General features: G+C 67.5%; 18 protein-coding genes. 8 read left to right on the top strand and 10 right to left on the bottom strand.

Going from position 1 to position 22,226, the window contains the following annotated elements:
- Positions 1 to 56 precede the first annotated feature (56 nt).
- Positions 57 to 1,064: an HAD family hydrolase gene (locus AC1KAR_RS12070; protein WP_480317955.1), complete on the bottom strand. Its 1,008-nt coding sequence runs from the start codon at positions 1,062 to 1,064 to the stop codon at positions 57 to 59.
- Between the two features lie 28 nt (positions 1,065 to 1,092).
- Positions 1,093 to 2,241: a formylglycine-generating enzyme family protein gene (locus AC1KAR_RS12065; protein ID WP_480317953.1), complete on the bottom strand. Its 1,149-nt coding sequence runs from the start codon at positions 2,239 to 2,241 to the stop codon at positions 1,093 to 1,095.
- Between the two features lie 350 nt (positions 2,242 to 2,591).
- Between AC1KAR_RS12065 and AC1KAR_RS12060 the strand changes: the two genes are divergently transcribed.
- Positions 2,592 to 2,858: a hypothetical protein gene (locus AC1KAR_RS12060; RefSeq protein ID WP_480317952.1), complete on the top strand. Its 267-nt coding sequence runs from the start codon at positions 2,592 to 2,594 to the stop codon at positions 2,856 to 2,858.
- Between the two features lie 91 nt (positions 2,859 to 2,949).
- On the opposite strand, the gene AC1KAR_RS12055 is transcribed toward AC1KAR_RS12060, so the two are convergent.
- Entirely contained in the window at positions 2,950 to 3,324 is a 375-nt protein-coding gene (locus AC1KAR_RS12055) for a response regulator (protein ID WP_480317950.1), read from the bottom strand.
- 321 nt (positions 3,325 to 3,645) lie between these two features.
- Between AC1KAR_RS12055 and AC1KAR_RS12050 the strand changes: the two genes are divergently transcribed.
- Positions 3,646 to 8,511 (top strand): HAMP domain-containing protein, encoded by a 4,866-nt coding sequence (locus tag AC1KAR_RS12050; RefSeq protein ID WP_480319409.1) that lies wholly within the window; start codon positions 3,646 to 3,648, stop codon positions 8,509 to 8,511.
- Positions 8,508 to 10,712, top strand: a complete 2,205-nt coding sequence (locus AC1KAR_RS12045) for a response regulator (protein ID WP_480317948.1) — start codon at positions 8,508 to 8,510, stop codon at positions 10,710 to 10,712. Before AC1KAR_RS12050 ends, AC1KAR_RS12045 begins: the two co-directional genes overlap by 4 nt.
- A 60-nt stretch (positions 10,713 to 10,772) precedes the next feature.
- On the opposite strand, the gene AC1KAR_RS12040 is transcribed toward AC1KAR_RS12045, so the two are convergent.
- The 3 genes from AC1KAR_RS12040 to AC1KAR_RS12030 all read right to left on the bottom strand — a co-directional run bounded on the left by AC1KAR_RS12040 (position 10,773) and on the right by AC1KAR_RS12030 (position 13,620).
- Positions 10,773 to 11,081, bottom strand: a complete 309-nt coding sequence (locus AC1KAR_RS12040; protein WP_480317946.1) for a hypothetical protein — start codon at positions 11,079 to 11,081, stop codon at positions 10,773 to 10,775.
- A gap of 124 nt (positions 11,082 to 11,205) precedes the next feature.
- Positions 11,206 to 12,336, bottom strand: coding sequence for a GGDEF domain-containing protein (locus AC1KAR_RS12035; RefSeq protein WP_480317944.1), 1,131 nt, complete (start codon positions 12,334 to 12,336; stop codon positions 11,206 to 11,208).
- Positions 12,337 to 12,348: 12 nt separating this feature from the next.
- A complete protein-coding gene (locus AC1KAR_RS12030) occupies positions 12,349 to 13,620 on the bottom strand; it encodes a GGDEF domain-containing protein (protein ID WP_480317942.1) in 1,272 nt (423 codons plus the stop codon).
- A gap of 206 nt (positions 13,621 to 13,826) precedes the next feature.
- Between AC1KAR_RS12030 and AC1KAR_RS12025 the strand changes: the two genes are divergently transcribed.
- From AC1KAR_RS12025 to AC1KAR_RS12015, 3 genes are all read left to right on the top strand, one after another.
- Positions 13,827 to 14,414, top strand: coding sequence for a Spy/CpxP family protein refolding chaperone (locus tag AC1KAR_RS12025; protein ID WP_480317940.1), 588 nt, complete (start codon positions 13,827 to 13,829; stop codon positions 14,412 to 14,414).
- 85 nt (positions 14,415 to 14,499) lie between these two features.
- Entirely contained in the window at positions 14,500 to 15,213 is a 714-nt protein-coding gene (locus tag AC1KAR_RS12020) for a response regulator (RefSeq protein WP_480317938.1), read from the top strand.
- Between the two features lie 106 nt (positions 15,214 to 15,319).
- Entirely contained in the window at positions 15,320 to 16,657 is a 1,338-nt protein-coding gene (locus AC1KAR_RS12015) for a sensor histidine kinase (RefSeq protein WP_480317936.1), read from the top strand.
- A gap of 9 nt (positions 16,658 to 16,666) precedes the next feature.
- On the opposite strand, the gene AC1KAR_RS12010 is transcribed toward AC1KAR_RS12015, so the two are convergent.
- The 3 genes from AC1KAR_RS12010 to AC1KAR_RS12000 are packed head-to-tail and all read right to left on the bottom strand — an operon-like array spanning position 16,667 to position 19,849.
- On the bottom strand, positions 16,667 to 18,055 hold the full coding sequence (locus AC1KAR_RS12010; RefSeq protein WP_480317934.1) for an MATE family efflux transporter: 1,389 nt from the start codon (positions 18,053 to 18,055) through the stop codon (positions 16,667 to 16,669).
- Positions 18,052 to 18,492 carry a DUF3717 domain-containing protein gene (locus tag AC1KAR_RS12005; protein WP_480317932.1) on the bottom strand — a complete coding sequence of 147 codons (441 nt, stop codon included), beginning with the start codon at positions 18,490 to 18,492 and terminating at the stop codon, positions 18,052 to 18,054. The genes AC1KAR_RS12010 and AC1KAR_RS12005 overlap by 4 nt, the downstream gene beginning before the upstream one ends.
- Positions 18,493 to 18,523: 31 nt before the next feature.
- Complete coding sequence (locus tag AC1KAR_RS12000) at positions 18,524 to 19,849, bottom strand: tryptophan--tRNA ligase (protein ID WP_480317930.1); 1,326 nt, start codon at positions 19,847 to 19,849, stop codon at positions 18,524 to 18,526.
- A gap of 110 nt (positions 19,850 to 19,959) precedes the next feature.
- Between AC1KAR_RS12000 and purN the strand changes: the two genes are divergently transcribed.
- Positions 19,960 to 20,583 carry a phosphoribosylglycinamide formyltransferase gene (gene purN / locus AC1KAR_RS11995; protein WP_480317928.1) on the top strand — a complete coding sequence of 208 codons (624 nt, stop codon included), beginning with the start codon at positions 19,960 to 19,962 and terminating at the stop codon, positions 20,581 to 20,583.
- A gap of 4 nt (positions 20,584 to 20,587) precedes the next feature.
- On the opposite strand, the gene AC1KAR_RS11990 is transcribed toward purN, so the two are convergent.
- Positions 20,588 to 20,830, bottom strand: coding sequence for a DUF1653 domain-containing protein (locus AC1KAR_RS11990; RefSeq protein WP_480317926.1), 243 nt, complete (start codon positions 20,828 to 20,830; stop codon positions 20,588 to 20,590).
- Positions 20,831 to 20,850: 20 nt separating this feature from the next.
- On the opposite strand from AC1KAR_RS11990, the gene AC1KAR_RS11985 reads away from it, so the two are divergent.
- Entirely contained in the window at positions 20,851 to 22,110 is a 1,260-nt protein-coding gene (locus tag AC1KAR_RS11985; RefSeq protein WP_480317924.1) for an RsmB/NOP family class I SAM-dependent RNA methyltransferase, read from the top strand.
- Positions 22,111 to 22,226: the final 116 nt, after the last annotated feature.

The following is a 22,226-nucleotide window of genomic DNA, read 5'->3' as shown; positions in this document are numbered from 1 at the left end:
GTGCCGGCAAGTTCTCTCGGTCGGGTGCTGCCGAAGCGGCACCTGGTCTTGCTGCCTCATTTCTTCGGCGGGTAGATCTGCTTCCATTCGCTCTTCATGCTGATGACGGTCCAGCCCTTGGCGGTGGCTTCGTCCCAAGCCTTGTCGAGCGTGCCGATGTGGCTCTTGCGGTCGTACGCGAATTCGCGGGCCTCGTCGTCGTGGTGGACGATCACGCCGAGCCGGCGGCCGGGGCCTGCGGTCGTGTACTGGATCATCTGCAGGTCGCCGTCGGAGTTGCCCACGGCCATGATGGGCCGGCGGCCGATCTGGCGGTAGATGCCCACGGGCTTGGTGGGGCCGTCGTTCATCTCCAGGCCGGCCTGGCGCACCAGGGCCGGGCTGCCTTTGTAGTTTTCGAACTTGAGCGGCGTGAACGAACCCACCACCTGCTCGGGCGGGATGCCGTACACCGCCTCGGCCCAGGGCCTCATGAACTCATGGCTGCCGCCCGAGACGATGAAGGTCTTGAAGCCCTGCGCGCGCAGGTAGGCCAGCAGTTCGAGTTGCGGCTGGTAGACCATCTCGGTATACGGGCGGCCGGTCTTGGGGTGGCGTGCCTTGGCGAGCCAGTCGCGGGCGCTCTTGTCGTATTCCTCGACGCTGATGCCGGCGCTTGCGGCGGTGAGGATCTCGAACAGCGCCTTCTGGTTCGCCAGTGCGCCGGCCACGTCGCCCTTCATCACGGCGTCGTAGGCGGGGTTGCTCTTCCACTCGGGGTGTTGCGGCGCGGCGGCCTTGGCCACGTCGAGCCAGTAGATGAACTGGAAGTAAAGCGGCTGCTCGGCCCACAGCGTGCCGTCGTTGTCGAAGACGGCGATGCGCTCGGCGGGCGCCACATACGACGGGCCGCCGCTGCGGGTGACTTCGGTGACGAACTCGACGATGGCCTTCTTGGAGGGCCCGTCGTTCCAGGACGGCAGCGGGTCGGTGCTCGACGGCGTGCTCGCGCAACCGGCCAAGCCGGTGGCGATGGCGGCGCCCAGTGCCAGGAAGACCCGGCGGGTGGCGAGTGGAAGGTTCATCAGCGGCTCCTCTTTTGGCGTGGCGTCATCAGCCACCGTTGGGTTGTGTCGTCTGTGCGGCGGCAGCCTTGGCGCGCTGCTGCCATGTGGTCTCGTCCATCACCAGCCTGAAACCGAGGTGCGACATGCTGGTGTAGGGGTCGGTGCCGCGCCGGGCGCTCGGGCGGTAGCTCATGCAGAAGGCCTCGTTGCAGAGGAAGGAACCACCGCGCGTGACGCGCCGGGGGGCGTCTGCGGGCACGCCGCGTTCCGCCGGGTCCCAGCTGTCGGTGGGGCCGGTGGGGTCGACCTGCGGGGCGCCGCTCTTGACGACGCGTGCGAACTGGTCGGCCCGGTACCAGTCGGCTACCCATTGCCAGGCATTGCCCGTCATGTCGAACAGGCCGTACGCATTGGCCGGGAAGCTGCCGATCGGCGAGGTGCCCAGCGCGCCGCCGGCCTTGGGGCTGACGACGGGGAAGGGCGTGGCCTGCTGGCCCTGCCAGACGTTGGCCATGGGCTTGCCGTCGGGCGCGAAGTCGTCGCCCCAGGCGTAGGTGGCCTGGCTGAGGCCGCCGCGGGCGGCGAACTCCCACTCGGCTTCGGTGGGCAGGCGCTTGCCGGCCCAGGTGGCGTAGGCAAGGGCGTCTTCGTAGCTGACCTGCACGACCGGGTGTTCGCCCAGGCCTTCGATCGAGCTGCCGGGGCCGCGCGGGTGGCGCCAGTCGGCCCCGGGCACATAGCTCCACCAGCGCGAGAAGTCGCGGTAGTCGGGCACCGGCGCATTGGTGCCGGTGAACACCATCGCGCCGGCGATCAGCGCCGACTCTGGCGGGCGGGGCGTGCCGGGCGGCACCTGGGGCTTGATGGTTTCCCAGTCGGGCTTGCGCTCGGCGGTGGTGACGTAGCCGGTGGCCTTCACGAAGGTGGCGAACTGCGTGTTCGTGACGTGGTGGCGGTCCATCCAGAAGCCCTTGACGCGGGCGTTGTGGGCCGGCTTCTCGTTGGCCTGCGCGAGCTTGTGATCGCTGCCCATCAGGAACTCACCCCCCGGGACCCACACCATCTCGGCGGGGCCTTTGACGCCATCGCCGGCGATGACTTCGATCTTGGTGGGCGCCGGGTTGCGGTTCGACAGCCACCACAGGGTGCCGGCGTAGCCGATGGCGGCCACCCCAGTGATGGCGACGAGATACATCCAGAGGGGGTGAGGGCGACGACGACCGGCCGGTGCCGGGGCCGCTGGGGCTGCGGCAGGGGCTGGCGTATCGCCGAGCGCCGCCTGGTTCTCTCTGCGTTTGGCGCGTTCGCGTCTGGCTCGCGACATGTCGGTGGGGAATCAGCCTGTTCGGGGGGAGGTAACAGGCAGTTTTTCACGCTGCGCCCACTGGGTCTATTGCCCTTTGGTGCCATAGAAGGGCACGCGACGACTCAATCCTGATGCGGTGCGAGGCGTCCGGTCGGGGCGTTCGGCCCCACGCCTGGGTGGCCCCGAGCCCCGTGAGCGAGGGTTGTATCAAGGTGTGTGTCTCCGGGAGACTTGCGGGCATGAGCCGCCGCCACGCCCCCGACTTCAAGCCGACCCAGGTGTTCGACTGGGCCCACGAACCCGCCGACGAGCGCCCGACCGATTTCGGCCGCAGCACCGGTTACTCCACCCTGAGCGGTTACCTGGTCGACACGCCCTCGTCGGCGCGCAACCGCCAGCGCCGTGACAACCGCGTCGGCGTGCTCAAACTGCTGTTCGCCAGCGGGCTCATCGTGGGGCTGAGCATCGTGGCGATGTTCCAGATGATTCGATTCCTGAAGGGCTGACGCTCAGGCCGAGGTCAGCTTTCCTCTCGTTTCCTCTCGACTTGTGCCCGCCTCGCGCGGGCTCTTTTTTGGGCGCGTGAGGGCGCGGCCTTCAATGCGCCGCGGCGACAGAGTCGACGATGCCGTTCATCAGGTCGTCGAGGTCATCGGGCTCGAAGGGCTTGCGCAGCGCGCGCACGTTCGGCCCGAACAGGTGCAGGTGGTCGGCGAACTCGTAGCCTGAGCACAACACGATCCAGCGATCTGCACGGTCCGCAAGGAGCTTGCGGGCCAGATCGGTGCCTGAAATGCCGGGCAGGCTGACGTCGGTGACGAGCACGTCGTAGTCTTGCTTGGCGAACTCCGCGAGCGCCTCTTCACCGGTGGCGCAAGTCTTTACTTCGCGGTTGGGGCCCTCCAGCAGCATGCTGATGGTGTCGCGCAGGTCTTCGCTGTCCTCGACATAGAGGATCGAGACGGGTTTCAAAGTGGTACTCCAAGGCAAAAATCGCAAAAAAGTCTAGCGTGCAGAAATGCACTCGACCCCCTCCAGAACCCGCCTCAGACGGTGCCCCTACGCAAGATGCGGCGTCGTCCTACACGCTGCCTGTCGATCGTCCTTCGCGTAACTGCGTAGGCCGCTTCTACGCTTGCTCCCGGCTGCGCCTTTACAAGCCCAGGGCGAGGAGCGACCAGGGCACACAAGATGCGCAGTCGTGAAGAGTGGAAGGCGGATGCCATGAAAGTCCTCGATGCCGCAGCGATGGCGGTGCCCCAACAAGATGCCGGGCACGAAGCCGGGCGCGAGATGGCCACATTGCTGGCCGCCTTGACTCAGTTGCGCCGTGGCGACGCCAGCGTGCGATTGCCGCTCGACTGGGAAGGCCTGCCGGGCAAGGTGGCCGACGTCTTCAATGAACTGGTCGAGCAGAACGAGGCCATGGCCGGCGAGCTGCGGAGGCTGCGCCAGGTGGTCGGCAAAGAGGGCAAGATCAAGCAGCGCGCCTCGCTGCGCGAAACGCGGGGCTTCTGGGGCGAATCGATCGACTCGGTGAATGCGCTGATCGATGACCTGGTGCACCCGACGAGCGAGGTGGCCCGCGTGATCGGCGCCGTGGCGCAGGGCGACCTGAGCAAGAGCATGGCGCTCGAGATCGAAGGGCGCGAGCTCGAGGGTGAGTTCTTGCGCACGGCGCGCACGATCAACAAGATGGTGGAGCAGCTCGGCAACTTCTCGGCCGAGGTGACGCGTGTGGCGCGCGAAGTGGGCACCGAAGGCAAGCTCGGCGGCCAGGCCACCGTGAAGGGCGTGGCCGGCACCTGGAAGGACCTCACCGACTCGGTGAACTCCATGGCCGGCAACCTGACCGCCCAGGTGCGCAACATCGCCGACGTGACCACCGCCGTGGCCAAGGGCGACCTCTCCAAGAAGATCGACGTGGACGTGAAGGGCGAGTTCCTCACGCTCAAGAACACCATCAACACGATGGTGGACCAGCTGCGCTCGTTTGCCTCCGAGGTGACGCGCGTGGCCCGCGAGGTGGGCACCGAAGGCTCGCTCGGTGGCCAGGCGCGGGTGGAGGGTGTCTCCGGTACCTGGAAGGACCTCACCGACTCGGTGAACTCCATGGCAGGCAACCTGACCAGCCAGGTGCGCAACATCGCCGACGTGACCAAAGCGGTGGCGGCCGGCGACCTGTCCAAGAAGATCACGGTGGATGTGAAGGGCGAGATCTCGGAGCTCAAGAACACCATCAACACCATGGTGGACCAGCTCAACTCCTTCGCCGCCGAAGTGACGCGCGTGGCGCGCGAGGTGGGCACCGAAGGCATCCTCGGTGGTCAGGCCGACGTGAAGGGCGTGGCCGGCACCTGGAAGGACCTCACCGAGTCGGTGAACTTCATGGCCGGCAACCTGACCAGCCAGGTGCGCAACATCGCCGACGTGACCAAGGCGGTGGCCGCGGGCGACCTCTCCAAGAAGATCACGGTCGACGTGAAGGGCGAGATCTCCGAGGTGAAGAACACCGTGAACACCATGGTGGACCAGCTCCGCAGCTTTGCCGCCGAAGTGACGCGCGTGGCGCGCGAGGTGGGCACCGAAGGCAACCTCGGCGGCCAGGCGGATGTGAAGGGCGTGGCCGGCACCTGGAAGGACCTCACCGACTCGGTGAACCTGATGGCCTCGAACCTCACGAGCCAGGTGCGCAACATCGCCGACGTGACCAAGGCGGTCGCGGCGGGCGACCTGTCCAAGAAGATCACGGTGGACGTGAAGGGCGAGATTTCGGAGCTGAAGAACACCATCAACACCATGGTCGACCAGCTCTCTTCCTTTGCCGCCGAAGTGACGCGCGTGGCGCGTGAGGTGGGCACCGAAGGCCGCCTGGGCGGCCAGGCACAGGTGCGCGACGTGTCGGGCACCTGGAAGGACCTGACGCAGAACGTGAACTTCATGGCCAGCAACCTGACCGGCCAGGTGCGAGGCATTGCCAAGGTGGTCACGGCGGTGGCCAACGGCGACCTCCACCGCAAGCTGACCGTCGAGGCCAAGGGCGAGGTGGCCGCGCTGGCTGAGACCATCAACTCGATGACCGACACGCTGCTGACTTTTGCCGACCAGGTGACCTCGGTGGCGCGCGAGGTGGGCGTGGAAGGCAAGCTCGGCGGCCAGGCCAAGGTGCCAGGCGCGGCCGGCATATGGAAGGGCCTCACGGAAAACGTGAACCAGCTGGCCGCCAACCTGACGACCCAGGTGCGCGCCATTGCCGAGGTGGCGACTGCCGTGACGCAGGGCGACTTGACGCGATCCATCACGGTCGAGGCCAAGGGCGAGGTGGCGGCGCTCAAGGACACCATCAACGAGATGATCCGCAACCTGAAGGACACCACGCACAAGAACACCGAGCAGGACTGGCTGAAGACCAACCTCGCCAAGTTCAGCCGCATGCTCCAGGGTCAGAAGGACCTGATCACCGTCGGCCAGCTGATCCTCTCGGAGCTCGCGCCGGTGGTGGGCGCACAGCAGGCCGAGTTCTATGTGCTGGGCACGCAGCCGCAGGAGCGCAAGCTCAAGCTCTTTGCGAGCTACGCCTCGGGCGGGGAAGCGGCGCACGGCAAGGAGATCGAGCTCGGGCAGGGCGTGATCGGCCAGTGCGCGATCGAGAAGCGCAAGATCCTGCTGACCAACGTGCCGACCGCCTCGTTCCGCGTGGCCACCGGCCTGAGCGATGGCGCGGCGCTCGACATCCTGGTGCTGCCCATCGTCTTCGAAGGCGAAGTGCGTGGCGTGCTGGAGCTCGCTTCGCTGGAACGCTTCAACCCGGCGCACCAGGCCTTCCTCGACCAGCTGACCGAATCCATCGGCATCGTGATCAACACGATCAGCGCCAACATGCGCACCGAAGATCTGCTCAAGCAGTCGCAGCTGCTCGCCGAAGAGCTGCAGAACCGCCAGCAAGAACTGCAAACGACCAACGAGGAGCTGCAGGAGAAGGCCCGGCTGCTCGTGCACCAGAACCAGGAGGTGGAGCGCAAGAACGCAGAGGTGGAGCAGGCACGCCAGGCGCTGGAGGAGAAGGCCGAGCAGCTGGCGCTGACGTCGAAGTACAAGTCGGAGTTCCTGGCCAACATGTCGCACGAGCTGCGCACGCCGCTCAACTCGCTGCTGATCCTGTCCGACCAGTTGTGCAAGAACGCCGAGGGCAACCTGAGCGGCAAGCAGGTGGAGTTCGCCAAGACCATCCACCTCTCGGGCAACGACCTGCTCGCCCTCATCAACGACATCCTCGATCTCTCGAAGATCGAGTCGGGTACGGTGGTGCTCGATGTCTCGGAGCTGCGGCTCGAAGACCTGCAACGCAGCGTGGACCGCAGCTTCCGCCACGTGGCCGAGGCCAAGCACGTGGGCTTCGAGATCGTTGCCACGCCGCCGCTGCCCAAGCTGGTGGTCACGGACGTCAAGCGCCTGCAGCAGATCATCAAGAACCTGCTGTCCAACGCCTTCAAGTTCACGCCGCAGGGCGAGGTCCATCTGTCGATCGAAGTGGCTCGCGACGGCTGGTCGCGCGACAACGAGGAGCTCAACCGGTCCGGCCAGGTGCTGGCCTTCTCGGTCAGGGACACCGGCATCGGCATCTCGAGCGACAAGCAGCAGATCATCTTCGAGGCCTTCCAGCAGGCCGATGGCTCCACCTCGCGCAAGTACGGCGGCACCGGCCTTGGCCTGGCGATCAGCCGCGAGCTGGCACGCCTGTTGGGCGGCGAGATTCGCCTCGTGAGCGCGCCGGGGCAGGGCAGCAACTTCACGCTCTACCTGCCGCAAAGTTACAGCCCACCGCGCAGCAGCCGCCACGCGCGCAGCAGCACGCCCGATCCGACGCCGCGCCCGGAGCGGGCTGTGCCACGCGAGCATGAGCCCGCGAGCCCGCCGCCCGCGGCCGACGACGAGACCGACTACGCGTTGTTGCCCGATGTCGCTGACGACGACCGCACCGACATCCTGCACAGCGACAGCGTCCTTCTCATCGTGGAGAACGACATAGCGTTCGCGCGCGTGTTGCTCGACGCCGCCCGGGATGTCGGATTCAAGGGGCTGGTGAGCAACAGCGGCGCCGGTGCGCTGGCTCTGATCAAGGACTTCCAGCCGGCGGTGGTCACGCTCGACATCCACCTGCCCGACATGGAAGGCTGGCGGCTGCTGGAGCGGCTGAAAGCTGACCTGACCACACGCCACATACCTGTATGCGTCGTCTCGACCGACGACTCCCGCGAACGCGCACTGCGCAGCGGGGCAGTGGGCTTTCTCACCAAGCCGCTGCAGTCTCGCGACGAGGTGCAGGCTGCTCTTCAGCAGCTGCACGACTATGTGGGCCGCTCGCGCAGGCGCCTGCTGGTGTCGATGCAGCCGTCGAACCTGCGCGAGAGCTTCATGGCCGCCCTCGAGGCAGACACCGACGTGATGCTGTGCGAGTCGGCCGACGCCATGCGCCGCGCCATGGCCCAGGGCGATGTCGACTGCATCGTGACCGACGGCATGGACGGTGGTTTCGGGCCCGAGGACGTGATCGAGCTGATGGAGTCTCGCCCGCTCTCGCGCCAGTTGCCCATCGTGCTGGTGGGTGACGACCCGGCGGTTGCCAATGCGTGGGAGCGGGGCCACAGCGCATTCGCGCTGCGGCACACCGACAACTTGCGCCGCATGCTCGACCTGACGGCGCTCTTTTTGCACCGCGGCGAGTCGGCCATGTCCGAGCAGGAGCGGCTGTCGGTGCTCGCCACGCAGCAATCGGATCGCAGCCTCGAAGGCAAGAAGGTGCTGATCGTCGACGACGACATGCGCAACATCTTCGCGCTGGCGACGGTTCTCGACGAGCAGGGCATGGTGATCGTCTCGGCCGAGAACGGGCGTGATGCGATCCGCCTCGTGGAGGCCGACCCGGCCATCGACGTGGTGCTGATGGACATCATGATGCCGGAGATGGACGGCATGGAGACCATGCGGCGCCTGCGGCGCCTGCCGCGTGGTCGTGACCTGCCGATGATTGCCGTGACGGCCAAGGCCATGAAGGGCGACCGCGAGAAATGCATCGAGGCCGGTGCCTGGGACTACCTCAGCAAACCGGTGGACACCGCCCACCTGCTGGTTGCGCTGCGCGGGTGGCTCTGCGCATGACAGCCGATCGCGATCGACCCGCAGGCCGGTCGGCCGCCCAGGCCGAGCCCGATGGAGAGGAGAAGACCAGCATCCTCATCGTGGATGACCTGCCCGAGAAGCTGCTGGTGTTTCGCACCGTGCTCGAGGAGCTGGACCAGGAGCTCGTCTTCGTGCGCTCCGGTCGCGAGGCATTGCGCGAGGTGTTGCAGCGCGAGTTCGCGGTGATCCTGCTCGACGTGAACATGCCCGACATCGACGGCTTCGAGACCGCCTCGCTGATCCGCCAGTACAAGCGCGCCGTCGACACGCCCATCATCTTCATCACCTCGTACGCCGACGAGATCCAGACCGAGCGCGGCTATGCGCTGGGGGCGGTGGACTACATCCTGTCGCCCGTGGTGCCGCACATTCTGCGCAGCAAGGTGCGCGTGTTCGTGCGTCTGTTCGCCCTGCAGCGGCAGCTCAAGCGGCAGGCCGATGCACGCGCCGCGGTGGCGGCGGCCGAGGCCGCCAGGCTGGCAGCCGAAGAAAGCGACCGGCGCTCTGCGTTTCTCTCGGCCGCCAGCGATGTGCTCAACCGATCGCTGCAGGTGCAGGTGGCGCGCCAGGAACTGCTGCGCCTGGTAGCGCCCGAGCTGGCACGCGCCGCGCTGGTGGCGCCGCCCGATGACCAGGGTGCGCTTGCCGAGGTGCTGGTGTGCTGGGGCGGCGAGGCGCGTTCGGTGCCGCAGGCGCAGCTCGGCGGCGTGATCAAGGTCGCGTTGGCGCGCGCGGCGCGCGAACGGCGCAGCGTGATGCTCGACCGCTTGCAGCTCGAACAGCTCGGCCGGGGCTGGGGCGCGCCGAGCGCTGCAGACGCCGGCCCGTGGCGCGAGGCTGCCGCATTGCCCTTGATCAACGGCGACCGCTTGCTGGGTGTTCTGTTCGTGGCCAACGACCGTGCGGCGCACCGCCTGAATCGGGTCATGCTCGAAGACCTGGCTGCGCGGGCGGCGGTGGCCATCGAGAACGCCAATCTCTACGGCAGCCTGCAAAGCGAGATCGTGGAGCGGCGCGCCGTCGAGCTGAGCCTGCAGGAAAGCGTGCGGCGCAAGGACGAATTCCTGGCGATGCTGTCGCACGAACTGCGCAACCCGCTCGCGCCGATCCGCACCGCGCTCGAAGTGATCCGCCGCGTGGCGCCGCACGACCCGAAGCTCGAACGGGCGAGCGACATCATGGTGCGGCAGGTGCGCCAGATGACGCGGCTGATCGACGAGCTGCTCGATGTGGCACGCATCAGCCAGGGCAAGATCGTGCTGGCGCGTGAGCGGCTCGATCTGAACGCGGTGATCTCGCAGAGCGTGGAGACGGCTCAGCCCCTGATCGACTCACGCGGCCAGAGTCTGCGGGTGTCTCTACCCGCCGAATCCATGTGGATGCAGGGCGACTTCGCGCGGCTTTCGCAGGTTGTGTCCAACCTGCTCAACAACGCCAGCAAGTACAGCGAAACCGGTACGTTGATCGAAGTCCATGCCACGCAGGGTGAGCAGGGCGCGGTGATCCGGGTGCGTGACCATGGCATGGGCATCGGCCCCGATCTGCTCCCCCACATCTTCGACCTGTTCACGCAGGGCGCGCGTGGGCTCGATCGCACGCAAGGTGGCCTGGGGGTGGGCCTCACGCTGGCTCGCCGCCTGGCCGAGATGCATGGCGGCAGCCTCGTGGCGGCCAGTGAGGGGACGGGGCGGGGCTCGGAGTTCACCCTGCGGCTGCCATGCGTCGGCCTCGTGAGCGGCACCGATGTGGCGCCCGCCCCCAGTGCGCGGGCTACGCCGCAGGCCTGCCGCGTTCTGGTGGTGGACGACAACCGCGATGCGGCGCGCAGCGTGGCAGCGTTTCTCGAGTTGGGTGGTCATGAGGTCGTGACGGCCGCTGACGGCGCGCAAGCGCTGGCGGTCGTCAACTCGTTCGCGCCCGAGGTGGTCGTGCTCGACATCGGGCTGCCGGTGCTCGACGGCTACGAGGTCGCGCGGCGCCTGCGTCAATCGGAGGCTCACCGCGAATTGCTGTTGATCGCGCTCACCGGCTATGGCCAGCGCGAAGACAGGCTCCAGGCCGAGGCGGCGGGTTTCAACCACCACTTCGTGAAGCCAGCCGACCCCGTGGCGCTGCTGGATGGCATCTCCGATTGGCTGTGCCGTCGATCTGCGGGTGGCGAGTCGATCACCAGCGCCTGAACGGCAGCGATGAGGTCGCGCTACCGTGACGACCGCGGCCAGCGCGACCGCCCGGTCGACTCACCAGCGGCTATTGAGCGCCGCTACGGGTGTGTGGGGCTCGCGCGGGTGGATGCGATTGCCGCGCAGGAGCGCCGGACCGGCGCTGTCGGCGTTGCCATCGGCGAACTGGATGCACCCCTGTTCCAGGAAGCTCGCGTAGTCGCGCTGCGAGATCTCGGCGGTGTGGCGCTCGGTGCCTTCGTGCCACATGAGGGCGATCCAGTGCGGGCCCTCAAGCACCCAGCAGGGGCCGGGGGGCACGGCGCGTGGTGCGCCGGCGCCGCGAAGGATCATCGACACGTCGCTTGCGACTCGTCCGCGTTTCATCATGTTGCTTGCTCCAAGCCGGGTGGATGCGCCAATGTAGGCAGGCGGGCGGGCCCGCGCTGTCGGCGCAATCCGACCTTGATGTAGGACGAGTGCGTTCGTCGAGCCCGACCGGCGCGGCGGCTCAGCCCAGCCGCGTGCAGTTGCGGCCGTCGTCCTTGGCGCGGTAGAGCGCCTCGTCGGCACGCTGCAGAACCGCCTCGACGCTTTCGCCCGGCTGATAGCAGGCCACGCCGCACGAGAAAGTCATGCCAAAGCCAGGCGCGACCTCGTTCCAGTCGGCGCGTTCCAATGCCTCACGCATGCGGTCAATGGGAACCAGGGCGCTGTCCCGGTCGGTGTTGGTCATGATCAGCAGGAACTCTTCACCGCCGTAGCGCCCGAAACGGTCGGAGCGGCGGGTGTGCTCGGTGAGCGTGCGAGCGAAGATCTTCAGCGTCTTGTCGCCGGCCAGATGGCCCAGCGTGTCGTTGACAGACTTGAACTTGTCGAGATCGAGCAGCGCCACGCACAGCGGCTGCTTCTGGCGGTCGGCGCGCTGCTGTTCGTCGCGCAGCGCATTGAGCAGGCTGCGGCGGTTGAGCACACCGGTGAGTTCGTCGTGATGGGCCATCATGTCCACACGTTTGGTGAGCTCGGCGAGCTCGCGGCCACGCTTCTTGAGAAGCGCCGTCATGTTGCTGTTGTAAGAACCGAGCCACACGCAACGCCACAGCGTCAGTGCGATGAACCCCATGGCGATCACCTGTTCGGCGAGGCTCGACGCGGGGACGCGCGGAGGCTGGCTGCTGAACATCAGCACGAGGCCCATGGCCGCGCTGATGACCACCCAGGCCGTAATGGCCTCGCGCACCTCGACCCGCATCGCCACGGTGGAGTAGATGACGAACAGCAGCAGCACGAACATGAACCCGACCTCGGGCACGTAGTGCATGAAGGCTAGCTGGATCGCCTGCGAGACGATGGTCTGCGCGATGGTGATGCCTGGGTCCTTAAACCGGTGGGTCCAGCCAGTGCGGATGAGCGCGGCCGTGCCCAGGCTGATCGCGAGCCCGCCGAGCGTGTAGATCAGCACCGGCTCCCAGCCGATGGTGCCGGCCAGGTAGAACAACGCGAGGAACAAGCCGTCGAGCACGTAGCTGAAGGCCATGAGGTGGCAGTTGCGCACCCAATGCGCGGTCTTCTTGCGCTCGGCATCGCGCGCGGCCTGGAGGGCCGAGACGTCTTGGGGCGTGGCGAGGGCGGCTGTGTGCATGGGGTGGCGTCCTCAGGCGGCGCGGGTGCAGTTGCGGCCGTCGTGCTTGGCCTCGTACAGGCCCAGGTCGGCGCGGCCCAGAAGCAGCTCCAGGCTCTCGCGATCACGGTAGGTGGCGATGCCGGCGGAGAAGGTCACGCGCAGCTCGGGTGCGATCGCGCCCCAGTCGACGAGGCTCAGCGCGTTGCGCGTGCGCTCCACGGCACGGTGGGCGTGCTCGATGTCTGCGCCGGTCAGCACGAGAAGGAACTCCTCGCCGCCGTAGCGGCCGAAGCGGTCGGTGGTACGCGCCTGCGCCTGCACGGCGGCGGCAAACTGTTTGAGGACCAGGTCACCGGTGTGGTGGCCGAGCGTGTCGTTGATGGTCTTGAAGTGGTCCAGGTCGAACAGCGCCACGCTCACCGGCGTGCCGTTGCGGTCGGTGTGGTCCATCTCTTCACGCAGGATCTGCAGCAGGCGGCGTCGGTTGAGCACGCCCGTCAGTTCGTCATGATTGGCCAATCGCTCGATCTGGGCGAGCGTGGCCTTCATCTGCAGCCCACGGTCGCGCAGCAGGCGGTTGTTTCTGGCGTTGATCACGCTGAGCAGCACGCAGCGGCCCAGCGCGCTCACGAAGAAAAGCCAGTTCACGAACTGGATTGCGGCCGACTGGTTGGAGATGCGCAACCATCGCGCCTGGCCCACGGTGAGCAGGGCGAACATGCTGGCAGTGACCCCGAGCATCAGCAGCACTTGCCATTTGGGCATGCGGTAGGTGGCGGTGATGAACGCAGTGAAAAGCATCAGCGCGTAGGCGAACGCCAGTTGCGGGAAGAGCCCCACACCGATCAGGCCGACCGACACGCTGACCACGGCGTGCAGCGCCGACAGGCTCGGGTCGCGCAGGTGTTCCGTGCGCCGCGTACCGATCAGCCAGGCCGCGATCGCGCTGGAGACGAGCCCGGGAATGGCATACAGCAGGCCGGCGGCCCAGGAGAGCGAACCGACATACGCGAACGCCTCCAGGAAGACGCCATTGAGCACGTAACTGCCGGCGATCGCCCAGTTCTCGCGCTGCCAGGCGCGGCGGCGTCCTTCGCCGCGCTGGTCGCTGGTGCGCTCGCTGGCGGCGGCTTGGCCTTCGTCCTCGCTGCCGTCTTCCTCGACTCTGTCTTCGCGCGCACCATCGGCGCCCTGCTGCCCGGGCCGCGGAGGCGTGGGCAGGGGCGCAGCGACAGCCGGCCCTGGCGCGCTGGCGCGCCGAAGCAGGACGACGTTGTCGATGGTGGCGGTGGGCTTCGACATTCGGGTAGGCCGCGGCCGGGTGTTTCGACCAAGCGGTTTCCCGGTTATCGACCACTCACCCGCCGGCTTGAGGCGGCGGCTCCTTGGCGTGCGCTGACGGCCAGTCGCTGTTCACAGATCTTTACCCCCCAGCCACGGCGGCTTCACCCCCCGACGCGACCATGACGTCGTGGATGAACGTGTCCACGACTGCAAGGAGATTCGTGATGTTTGCAACAAAGACGACCCAAACCCCGGCCGCTAACAGCGCCGCCCGGGGCATGAAGCGAGTGGTGATCGGCCTGGTCATGTCGCTGGCGGGCTCGGTGGCCGTCACGGCCTGGGCGCAGCCGTCACATGGCGGCCCGCGTGGCCCCCACGCCGAGTTCGGCGCGCCGGGCATGCTGTTCGGCCCGGCTGAGCGCACCGACCGCGGTGTCGACCGCATGCTCGACGGCTTGAACGCCACCGACGCACAGCGCGCCCAGATCAAGCAGATCGCCCGAGCGGCATCGGCCGACCTGAAGGCCCTGCACGACGCCAACCGCGGTCAGCGTGACCAGGCTCTGGCGGTCTTCACCGCGCCGGTGGTCGACGCCCGTGCCGTTGAAGCCCTGCGCCAGCAACGCATGGCCCAGCACGATCAGGTGAGCAAGCGCGTCAGCCAGGCGATGCTCGATGTGAGCAACGTGCTCACGCCCGATCAGCGCGTGAAGCTCGGCGAGCGCATCAAGAAGCGCGAGCAGCACATGAAGGACCGCATGCAGAAACGCATGGAGCACCGCAAGCCCGGTGCAAGCGCCCCCGCCCAGTGAATCGGGGCCGGCCTTGTGTTCTGATTCGACCCTGGCCGCGCGGCACGATCCGGTGCCGCGCGCTGGTCCTGGAGAAGCATCTGCAATGAGTGCCCGCTTGTTGATGATCGACGACGACGCCCGCCTCTCGACGATGGTGGGTGACTACCTGGGCTCGGCCGGCTACAGGGTCGAGGTGGCCGGCTCGCTCGCGCAAGGCCGCGAGCGCCTGGCCGCCGAGGCCTACGACGCTCTCGTGCTCGACCTCATGCTGCCCGATGGCGACGGCCTCGACCTCTGCCGCGAACTGCGCAACAACGCGCGCACGCGCAAGCTGCCGCTGTTGATGCTCACGGCCCGTGGCGAGCCGATGGACCGCATCGTCGGGCTGGAGCTCGGTGCCGACGACTACCTGCCCAAGCCCTTCGAGCCGCGCGAACTGCTGGCCCGCGTGAAGGCGCTGTTGCGCCGTGCCACGCCGGAAGTCGCCGCCGACGAGGTGTTGCGCTTCGGTCGCCTGGAGATCGACCTCGGCGCACGCGTGGCCCGCCTGAACGGCCAGCCGTGCGATCTCACCAGCCACCAGTTCGATCTGCTGGTGGTCCTGGCGCAAAGCCCCGGTCGCGTGCTCTCGCGCGACCAGATCATGGACAGCCTGAAAGGCCACCCGCTCGAAGCCTTCGACCGCTCCATCGACGTTCACATTTCGCGCATCCGCGCGGTGATCGAAGACGACCCGAAGGCCCCGCGGCGTGTGCTCACCGTGCGCGGCGCCGGCTACGTGTTCGCCAAGAAGCAGGACGCGGACGACGACGAATGATGGATGAGACACACACGGTGGGTCGAGCGCCGGGCCGCTCCCGAGCTGGTACGCACCCCCTTGGGGGATCGTCCGACGTACGCGTCGGGCGAGGGGTGGTCATGACATGAGAACGCTCACCCTGCGCATCTACCTGACCGTGGTGGCCGTGCTGCTGCTGTTCGCGTTCGGTTCCGGTTGGTTCTTCCAGCACCACATCGAGTTGGAGCGCCGCGCGGCCGATTCCACGCTTGTCGAGCGCATGTCGGCCTGGGGTGACTTGCTCCAGCGCTCGCTCCCTCCGCCCGAGGCGCCAGCGGCCGAGCAGGCCGCGTCCCTGGCCGAGTGGTCGCAGCGCCTGCGCATGCCATTGGCGCTCGACGATGGCCATGGCGTACGCATCGGAGCATCCGAGTCGTTTCAGCGCCGCCAGGCCGAGACCGGCGCACGCGGCTTTCCCGTGTCGTTGGACGACGGGCGCGTGCTGTGGGTGATGCGGCCGGGCTTCCGGCCCATGTCGCGCGCGGTGAGCGGCGCGCCACCCTCCCGCGAGCCGGGTGGCCCGCCGCCACGCCCGTCGATGGCCTTTGTGCCCTCGGCCTGGCAGCAGGGCATCGGCCCGGTGGTCGTGCTGGGCCTGTTGTTCGTGGCCGTGGCCATCGGTGCCTGGCCCGCGGTGCGCCACCTGACCCGCCGCCTGCAGGCGTTGAAGAAGGGGGTGGAGCAGTTCGGCGCGGGGGAGTTGCATCACCGTGTCGAAGTGTCCGGGCGCGATGAAGTGGCGGCAGTCGCTGCCAGCTTCAACCAGGCCGCCGAACGCATCGAGACACTCGTGCGTTCGCATCAGTCGCTGCTGGCGAACGCGAGCCACGAACTGCGCTCGCCGCTCGCACGCATGAAGATGGCGGTATCGATGCTCGACGAGGCGTCACCCGAACAGCAGGCGCGCCTCAAGCGCGAGATCGACACCAATGTGGCCGAACTCGATGCCCTGGTCGAGGAGGTTCTGCTCGCCAGCCGGCTCGATGCCGTCAGGCACGTCGAGCGGCACGGCCCGGTGGAGTTGCTGGCGCTCGCGGCCGAGGAGGGCGCGCGGGTGGACGCCGCCGTCGAAGGCACGCCGACCATCGTGGCTGGCGACGAGCGCCTGCTGCGCCGCGCGCTGCGCAACCTGCTGGAGAACGCACGCCGCTACGGGGGCGGCGAGATCACCGCGCTGGTTGGAAAAGAAGGCAAGGACGTGAGCGTGCAGGTATGCGACCGCGGGCCTGGCGTGCCCGAGGCACAGCGCGAGCGCATCTTCGAGCCCTTCTATCGCATGCCCGGCCATGCCGAGCAGGCCGGGGGCGTGGGCCTTGGGCTGAGCCTCGTCAAGCAGATCGCAGAGCGTCACGGCGGCAGCGTGCGCTGCCTTGCACGTGTGGGCGGCGGAAGCTGCTTCGAGCTGCGCCTGCCGACCGCCTGAACACCAGCGCTACGCGGCCTGCGCGCCGCCGTGCTTGTGCTTCAACACCCACGCCATCAGCGCACACAGGCCCACTCCCGAGAGCACGAGCCCCGTCACGGCCGCTGACCAGAACCCGGGCGCGCCCTGGAGCGAAGGAGGCGTGAGCCCAGTGAGATTGAACGCCACCACGCAACCGCCACCCAGCCCGACGCCCCAGAGCGCCACGGCATAGATCACCATCGGCAAGGTGGCCACGCGGTAGGCACGCATCACGAAGGCTGCGATGGTCTGCGTGGCATCGGCCAGGTGGAACACCGCTACCCACGCGAGCAGTGGCATGGCGGCGGCCAGGATGGCGGGGTTGTCGGTGTAGGCGCGCAGCACGCTCTCGCGCGTGAGGTACACGAGCACGCCGAGCCCGGCGGCGATCAGCGCGCCGATCTGCAGGCCGTGCCAGCCGAGCCGCCGCGCGTCACCGGGCTGGTCGGCACCGATCGACTGGGCCACCAGCGTGCTCGTGGCGTTGGCGATCGCAAGCGGCATCATGAACATCAGCGCCACCAGGTTGGCCGCGAGCTGATGGCCGGCCACGGCCGTGGCACCCAGGCGGGAGATGAAGATGGCCATGAAGGTGAAGCCGGTCACCTCGATCAGGATCGACAGGCCCATCGGCACCCCCAGGCGCAGAAGTTCTTTCAAGCTCGGCGCGTGCGGGCGATCGAGGTGCGTGACATGCAAGCCGAAAGGCGCATAGAACGGATCGCGCCGCAACACCCACCACGCGAGCAGCAGCTGGAGCCACATCACGATGGTGCTGGCCAGCCCGCAACCGGCTGCCCCCATGGCGGGCAGGTTCCAGGCCGGCAGGCCATGGATCAGCAGTGCGTTCAACGGCACCTTGCAGCCGAGGCCGACGAGTTGCAGCCCCATCACGATCTTGGGCCGCGAGACCGCGGTGTTGAAGCCACGGAATGCCTGGAACAGCAGCGCCGGCGGCAAGGCGAGCGCGAGGTAGCCGAGGTAGCCGCGAACCTTTTCGGCCACTTCGGGCGAGGCCTTGGCCGCGAACAGAAACGGTTCCGGAAACCACAGCAGCAGGCTGCCGATCAGCGAGAGACCCAGCGCGACCCAGATGCTCTGGTGCAACTGCTGCCCGGCTTCACGCAGCCTGCGCGCCCCGAACAACTGGCCCGCGATCGGGCCGATGGCGAGCACGATCCCCATGAAGCCGATGAACACCGTGATGTAGGCCGCCGCGCCCACGGCCAGCGCGGCGAGATCGACCGCGGCGTAGCGCGCGATCATGATCGTGTCGACCGTGCTGAAGCCCAGCACGGCCAGTTGGCCGATGAACACCGGCCAGGCGAGCGGGGCGATGCGGCGCGCGCTGTGCAGCAGGGCGCGCGCTCTGGTCAAGCCGGTTCCTCGGGCGCGCCGGAGGCGGGTGGTGGCGTGCCGGCGCGTTCGCTGTAGCGGTTGAAGCGCCAGGCCGTGCCGTCCATCGTGATGCGCCGCCAGGTATGGCGCTTCTCGGCGGGGCTCATCACCGTCCAGTGCTGCACTTCGTCAAAGGTGCGGCCGCAGCCCTTGCAGATGTCGTCGCCCTGGCTGGTGGAGCAGATGGCGATGCACGGCGCATCGGGTGTAGTTGCGTACCAGGCGAGCCAGGCGTCGCGCGCCTTGGGCGGCATCGAGTCTTCGTCGCACTCCGACTCGTGGTAGTACACCATCAGCGCATAGATCTCGGCCAGCGCGAGCACCTCCTTGCACGCGGTGATGCCGTCGGGCGAGGGCGAACGCTCGCGCCACCAGTTGATGGCGGATTCGATGTCGGTGATGTGGATGCCGGCCATGCGGGCCTCGGTGCTCAGCTTGCCGCCCTCATCAGGCCTTGGCGTCGGCGAGTGCCGCGGCCTGCAGGTCGGCCAGGGCCGCTTCGAGCGCGCCTCGGTCGCTGAATGCCACCGGCGCACCGGCCAGGGCCTGGCTGCCTTCGGTCTTGAGGCGCTTCACCCAGCTGCCGGCTTCGCGGCCGTCGGCCAGCCCTTCGCTTTGCAGCAGCACGTCGCCATTGGCGGCGGTGAGCTTGAAGTAGAAGCGGCCGTCGGCCTCGCGGTATTGCTTGAAGACGGGCAGGGCGGTCTTGGTGGCCGAGGTGTCAGCCGTTGCTGGCCGTGCGGCCGCGACCATCTTGCGCAGGCCCACCGCCATGCGGACTTCGTTCATCAGCGGCGCGGCCACGGCGCGCGCCTTGGCGGCCCCAGCCATCAGGGCCTCTTCGACGCGCTCGGGGTGAGCCATCAGTTCTTCGTAGCGCGCGCGCATCGGGCCGACGTGCGATTCGATCAGATCGACCGTGCGTTGCTTGGCGTCGCCCCAGCCCAGGCCGGCGCGCAGGTCGGCGCGCATGGCGGCCTTTTGTTCTGGCGTGGCGAAGGCGTCGTAGATGGTGACGAGCGATGAGCTGTCCGGGTCTTTGGGTTCGCCGGGCACGCGCGAGTCGGTGACGATCCGCGCGATAGCGTCCTTCAAGCCCTTGGCGCCACCTTCGAACAACGGGATGGTGTTGTCGTAGCTCTTGGACATCTTGCGTCCGTCGAGCCCGGGCAGCATGGCGACGTCTTCCTCGACCTCGGCGCGCGGCAGCACGAAGATGTCGCGCCCCTGGCCGAAGAGGTGGTTGAAGCGCTGCGCCACATCGCGCGCCATCTCGATGTGCTGCACCTGGTCGCGCCCGACCGGTACGCGGTGGGCATTGAAGAGCACGATGTCGGCCGCCATCAGGATGGGGTAGCTGTATAGGCCCATGCTGATGTTGGCGTCGATGTCTTCGCCTGCCGCTTCATTGGCATCGGTGGCGGCCTTGTAGGCATGCGCGCGGTTCATCTGGCCCTTGGCCGTCACGCAGGTGAGGATCCAGGTCAGTTCGGGTGTCTCGGGGATGTCGCTTTGCCGGTAGAAGGTGACGCGCTCGGTGTCGAGCCCCGCGGCGAGCCAGGTGGCGGCGATCTCCAGGCGCGAGCGTTCGATGCGCGCCGGGTCATCGCACTTGATCAGCGCATGGTAGTCGGCGAGAAAGAAGAAGCTTTCAACGCCGGCCTCCTGGCTCGCCTTGATGGCCGGGCGGATCGCGCCCACGTAGTTGCCGAGGTGCGGCGTGCCGGTGGTGGTGATGCCGGTCAGAACACGTTGGATTGCGCGGTCGGTCATGGTGTCTCTCGCAGGGGATGCGGATTATCAAGCAAGGCCCAAGCAACTGGCGCCTGCCGGGCCTTCGGCGCAGCGAAGCGGCGGGGGCACCGACATACACTTGCCGCCCGATGAAAAACATAGTCATCCTCATCTCGGGCCGCGGGTCGAACATGGAGGCGATCGTGCAGGCCTGCGCCACCGAGGGCTGGCCCGCGCGCGTGGCGGCCGTCGTCAGCAGCCGCCACGATGCCGCCGGATTGAAGTTCGCACGCGAGCGCGGTATTGCGACCGACGTGGTGGATCACAAGGGATTCGCCGGGCGCGATGAGTTCGATGCCGAGCTGGCGCGTGTGCTGAAGCGCCATTCGCCCGACCTGGTCGTGCTGGCCGGCTTCATGCGCATCCTCACGCCGGGGTTCGTGAAGCAGTTCGAGGGGCGCATGGTGAACGTGCATCCATCGCTGCTCCCGTCCTTCCCCGGCCTGCATACGCATCGGCGGGCGATCGAAGCCGGCTGCAAGCTGGCGGGTGCAACCGTCCACCTCGTGACGGCCGAACTCGATCACGGGCCCATCATTGCGCAGGCCGTGGTCCCTGTGCTGCCGGGCGACACCGAGGCCACGCTGTCGGCGCGCGTGCTCGCGCGAGAGCACCTGATCTACCCGCGCGCGGTGCGCTGGCTGGTTCAAGGCCTGCTGCGGGTGAACGACGGCATCGTCACCCACAGCAGTGGAGAGCCGCAGTTGATTTGAGGCCTCAGGCGGCGTCGATGCGCTGGAAGCGTGGCCGCGGCCCGGCACCCAGGTCGATCGACTCGAAGAACATCGCGTGGGGGCGCACCCACCATCCCGTTTGGTTGTAGAGCGGCCGGTACACCACCAAGGGCTCGTGTGTCTCGCTGTGGCGGGCCACGCCAATGACTTCGTATTCACCGCCCTTGTAGTGCCGGTAGCGGCCGAGAGGGGTTTCAGGCAGAGGGGGCAGGGTGTCTTCGCTCATCGGGAAAGGATAATCGCCCGATGCATCCCAACGCCTTGCTCGAACTCGCAACCGATCTGCTGCACAAGGTTCTGCAGTTCGACTCCCCGGCCGACCGCGTCGTGTCCGATTTCTTCCGTGCCAACCGTGCGCTCGGCCAGCGCGAGCGCCACACACTCGCCGAAACCACCTACACCGTGCTGCGCCAGCGGGCGCTCTTCCAGCATCTGGCGCAATCGGGCAAGGGTGAGATGGAGCGCCGACTCGCCCTGTTGGGCTGGCAAGGCAATGAGGGGTTTTTGCGTGCTGCGCTGTCCGAGCCCGAGCAGCAGTGGCTTGCTCAGGTGCAGGGCATCGACCGCAACGCGCTGCCCGAGAAACTGCGCCACAACCTTCCGGAGTGGTTGGCCGAGACGCTCAAGCCAGCCTTGGGCGACGAGTTCTGGCCGCTGGTGAACAGCCTCAACGAAGGCGCGGCGCTCGATCTGCGCGTGAACACCTTCAAGGCCAAGCGCGACGATGTTCAGAAAGCGCTGGCAGACGCCCGCATCGAGGCGGCACCCACCCCGTACTCTCCCTGGGGCCTGCGCGTGCAGGGCAAGCCGGCGCTCAACCGGGTCGATACCTTCACCAGGGGTGAGGTCGAAGTTCAGGACGAAGGCAGCCAGCTGCTGGCGCTGCTCACCGATGCGAAGCGTGGCGAGATGGTGGTCGACTTCTGCGCTGGCGCTGGCGGCAAGACCCTCGCGCTTGGTGCTGCAATGCGGAATACGGGCCGCCTCTATGCCTTCGACACCTCCGGCCACCGTCTGGCGGCGCTGAAACCTCGCCTGGCCCGAAGTGGCCTGTCGAACGTCTATCCGGTCCAGATCGCCCACGAGCGCGACGAGCGGATCAAGCGCCTGGCCGGCAAGATCGACCGGGTGTTGGTCGATGCCCCTTGCTCCGGTCTGGGAACTTTGCGCCGCAATCCTGATCTGAAATGGCGTCAATCGCCCGAATCGATCGAGGAATTGCGCGCCAAACAGTCAGCAATCCTGGCCAGTGCGGCTCGCTTGCTCAAGCCGGGCGGTCGCCTCATTTATGCCACCTGCAGCCTGCTGGATGCCGAGAACGAAGACATTGCCGCCGCCTTCACCGAGGCGCACGGCCGTGACTTCAAGCCTTTGCCGGTGGCTCCACTCCTTGAGAAGGCGCACGTGGCCCAATCGGGCGAGTTGGTTCGGGGCGATTTCCTGCGGCTGTGGCCACACCGGCACGGCACGGACGCGTTTTTCGCCGCTGCCTGGGAGCGGGTCTGAGGATTGTTTTGCCGACATACGGCACAAGCTTGCGAGATCAGTGGTCCCGAACACCACGGTTTTTGGGGGATTGACGGTGAGCCGTCACCTACAATGAACAACGCCGTTTCTTCTGC

Source organism: Piscinibacter sp. PDB1-1 (assembly GCF_056675995.1).
The sequence above is the reverse complement of the archived record's forward strand: the minus strand, read 5'-3'. Positions and strand labels throughout refer to the sequence as shown.

Excerpts from the sequence above, each read along its gene's own strand:
- AC1KAR_RS12000 (WP_480317930.1), bottom strand. The coding sequence starts at position 19,849 with ATGACCGACCGCGCAATCCAACGTGTTCTGACCGGCATCACCACCACC.
- AC1KAR_RS12020 (WP_480317938.1), top strand. The coding sequence starts at position 14,500 with ATGAGTGCCCGCTTGTTGATGATCGACGACGACGCCCGCCTCTCGACG.
- AC1KAR_RS12005 (WP_480317932.1), bottom strand. The coding sequence starts at position 18,492 with ATGGCCGGCATCCACATCACCGACATCGAATCCGCCATCAACTGGTGG.
- purN (WP_480317928.1), top strand. The coding sequence starts at position 19,960 with ATGAAAAACATAGTCATCCTCATCTCGGGCCGCGGGTCGAACATGGAG.
- AC1KAR_RS12015 (WP_480317936.1), top strand. The coding sequence starts at position 15,320 with ATGAGAACGCTCACCCTGCGCATCTACCTGACCGTGGTGGCCGTGCTG.
- AC1KAR_RS12040 (WP_480317946.1), bottom strand. The coding sequence starts at position 11,081 with ATGAAACGCGGACGAGTCGCAAGCGACGTGTCGATGATCCTTCGCGGC.
- AC1KAR_RS12050 (WP_480319409.1), top strand. The coding sequence starts at position 3,646 with ATGGCCACATTGCTGGCCGCCTTGACTCAGTTGCGCCGTGGCGACGCC.
- AC1KAR_RS12025 (WP_480317940.1), top strand. The coding sequence starts at position 13,827 with ATGTTTGCAACAAAGACGACCCAAACCCCGGCCGCTAACAGCGCCGCC.
- AC1KAR_RS12060 (WP_480317952.1), top strand. The coding sequence starts at position 2,592 with ATGAGCCGCCGCCACGCCCCCGACTTCAAGCCGACCCAGGTGTTCGAC.
- AC1KAR_RS12030 (WP_480317942.1), bottom strand. The coding sequence starts at position 13,620 with ATGTCGAAGCCCACCGCCACCATCGACAACGTCGTCCTGCTTCGGCGC.
- AC1KAR_RS11985 (WP_480317924.1), top strand. The coding sequence starts at position 20,851 with ATGCATCCCAACGCCTTGCTCGAACTCGCAACCGATCTGCTGCACAAG.
- AC1KAR_RS12035 (WP_480317944.1), bottom strand. The coding sequence starts at position 12,336 with ATGCACACAGCCGCCCTCGCCACGCCCCAAGACGTCTCGGCCCTCCAG.
- AC1KAR_RS12045 (WP_480317948.1), top strand. The coding sequence starts at position 8,508 with ATGACAGCCGATCGCGATCGACCCGCAGGCCGGTCGGCCGCCCAGGCC.
- AC1KAR_RS12065 (WP_480317953.1), bottom strand. The coding sequence starts at position 2,241 with ATGTATCTCGTCGCCATCACTGGGGTGGCCGCCATCGGCTACGCCGGC.
- AC1KAR_RS12070 (WP_480317955.1), bottom strand. The coding sequence starts at position 1,064 with ATGAACCTTCCACTCGCCACCCGCCGGGTCTTCCTGGCACTGGGCGCC.
- AC1KAR_RS11990 (WP_480317926.1), bottom strand. The coding sequence starts at position 20,830 with ATGAGCGAAGACACCCTGCCCCCTCTGCCTGAAACCCCTCTCGGCCGC.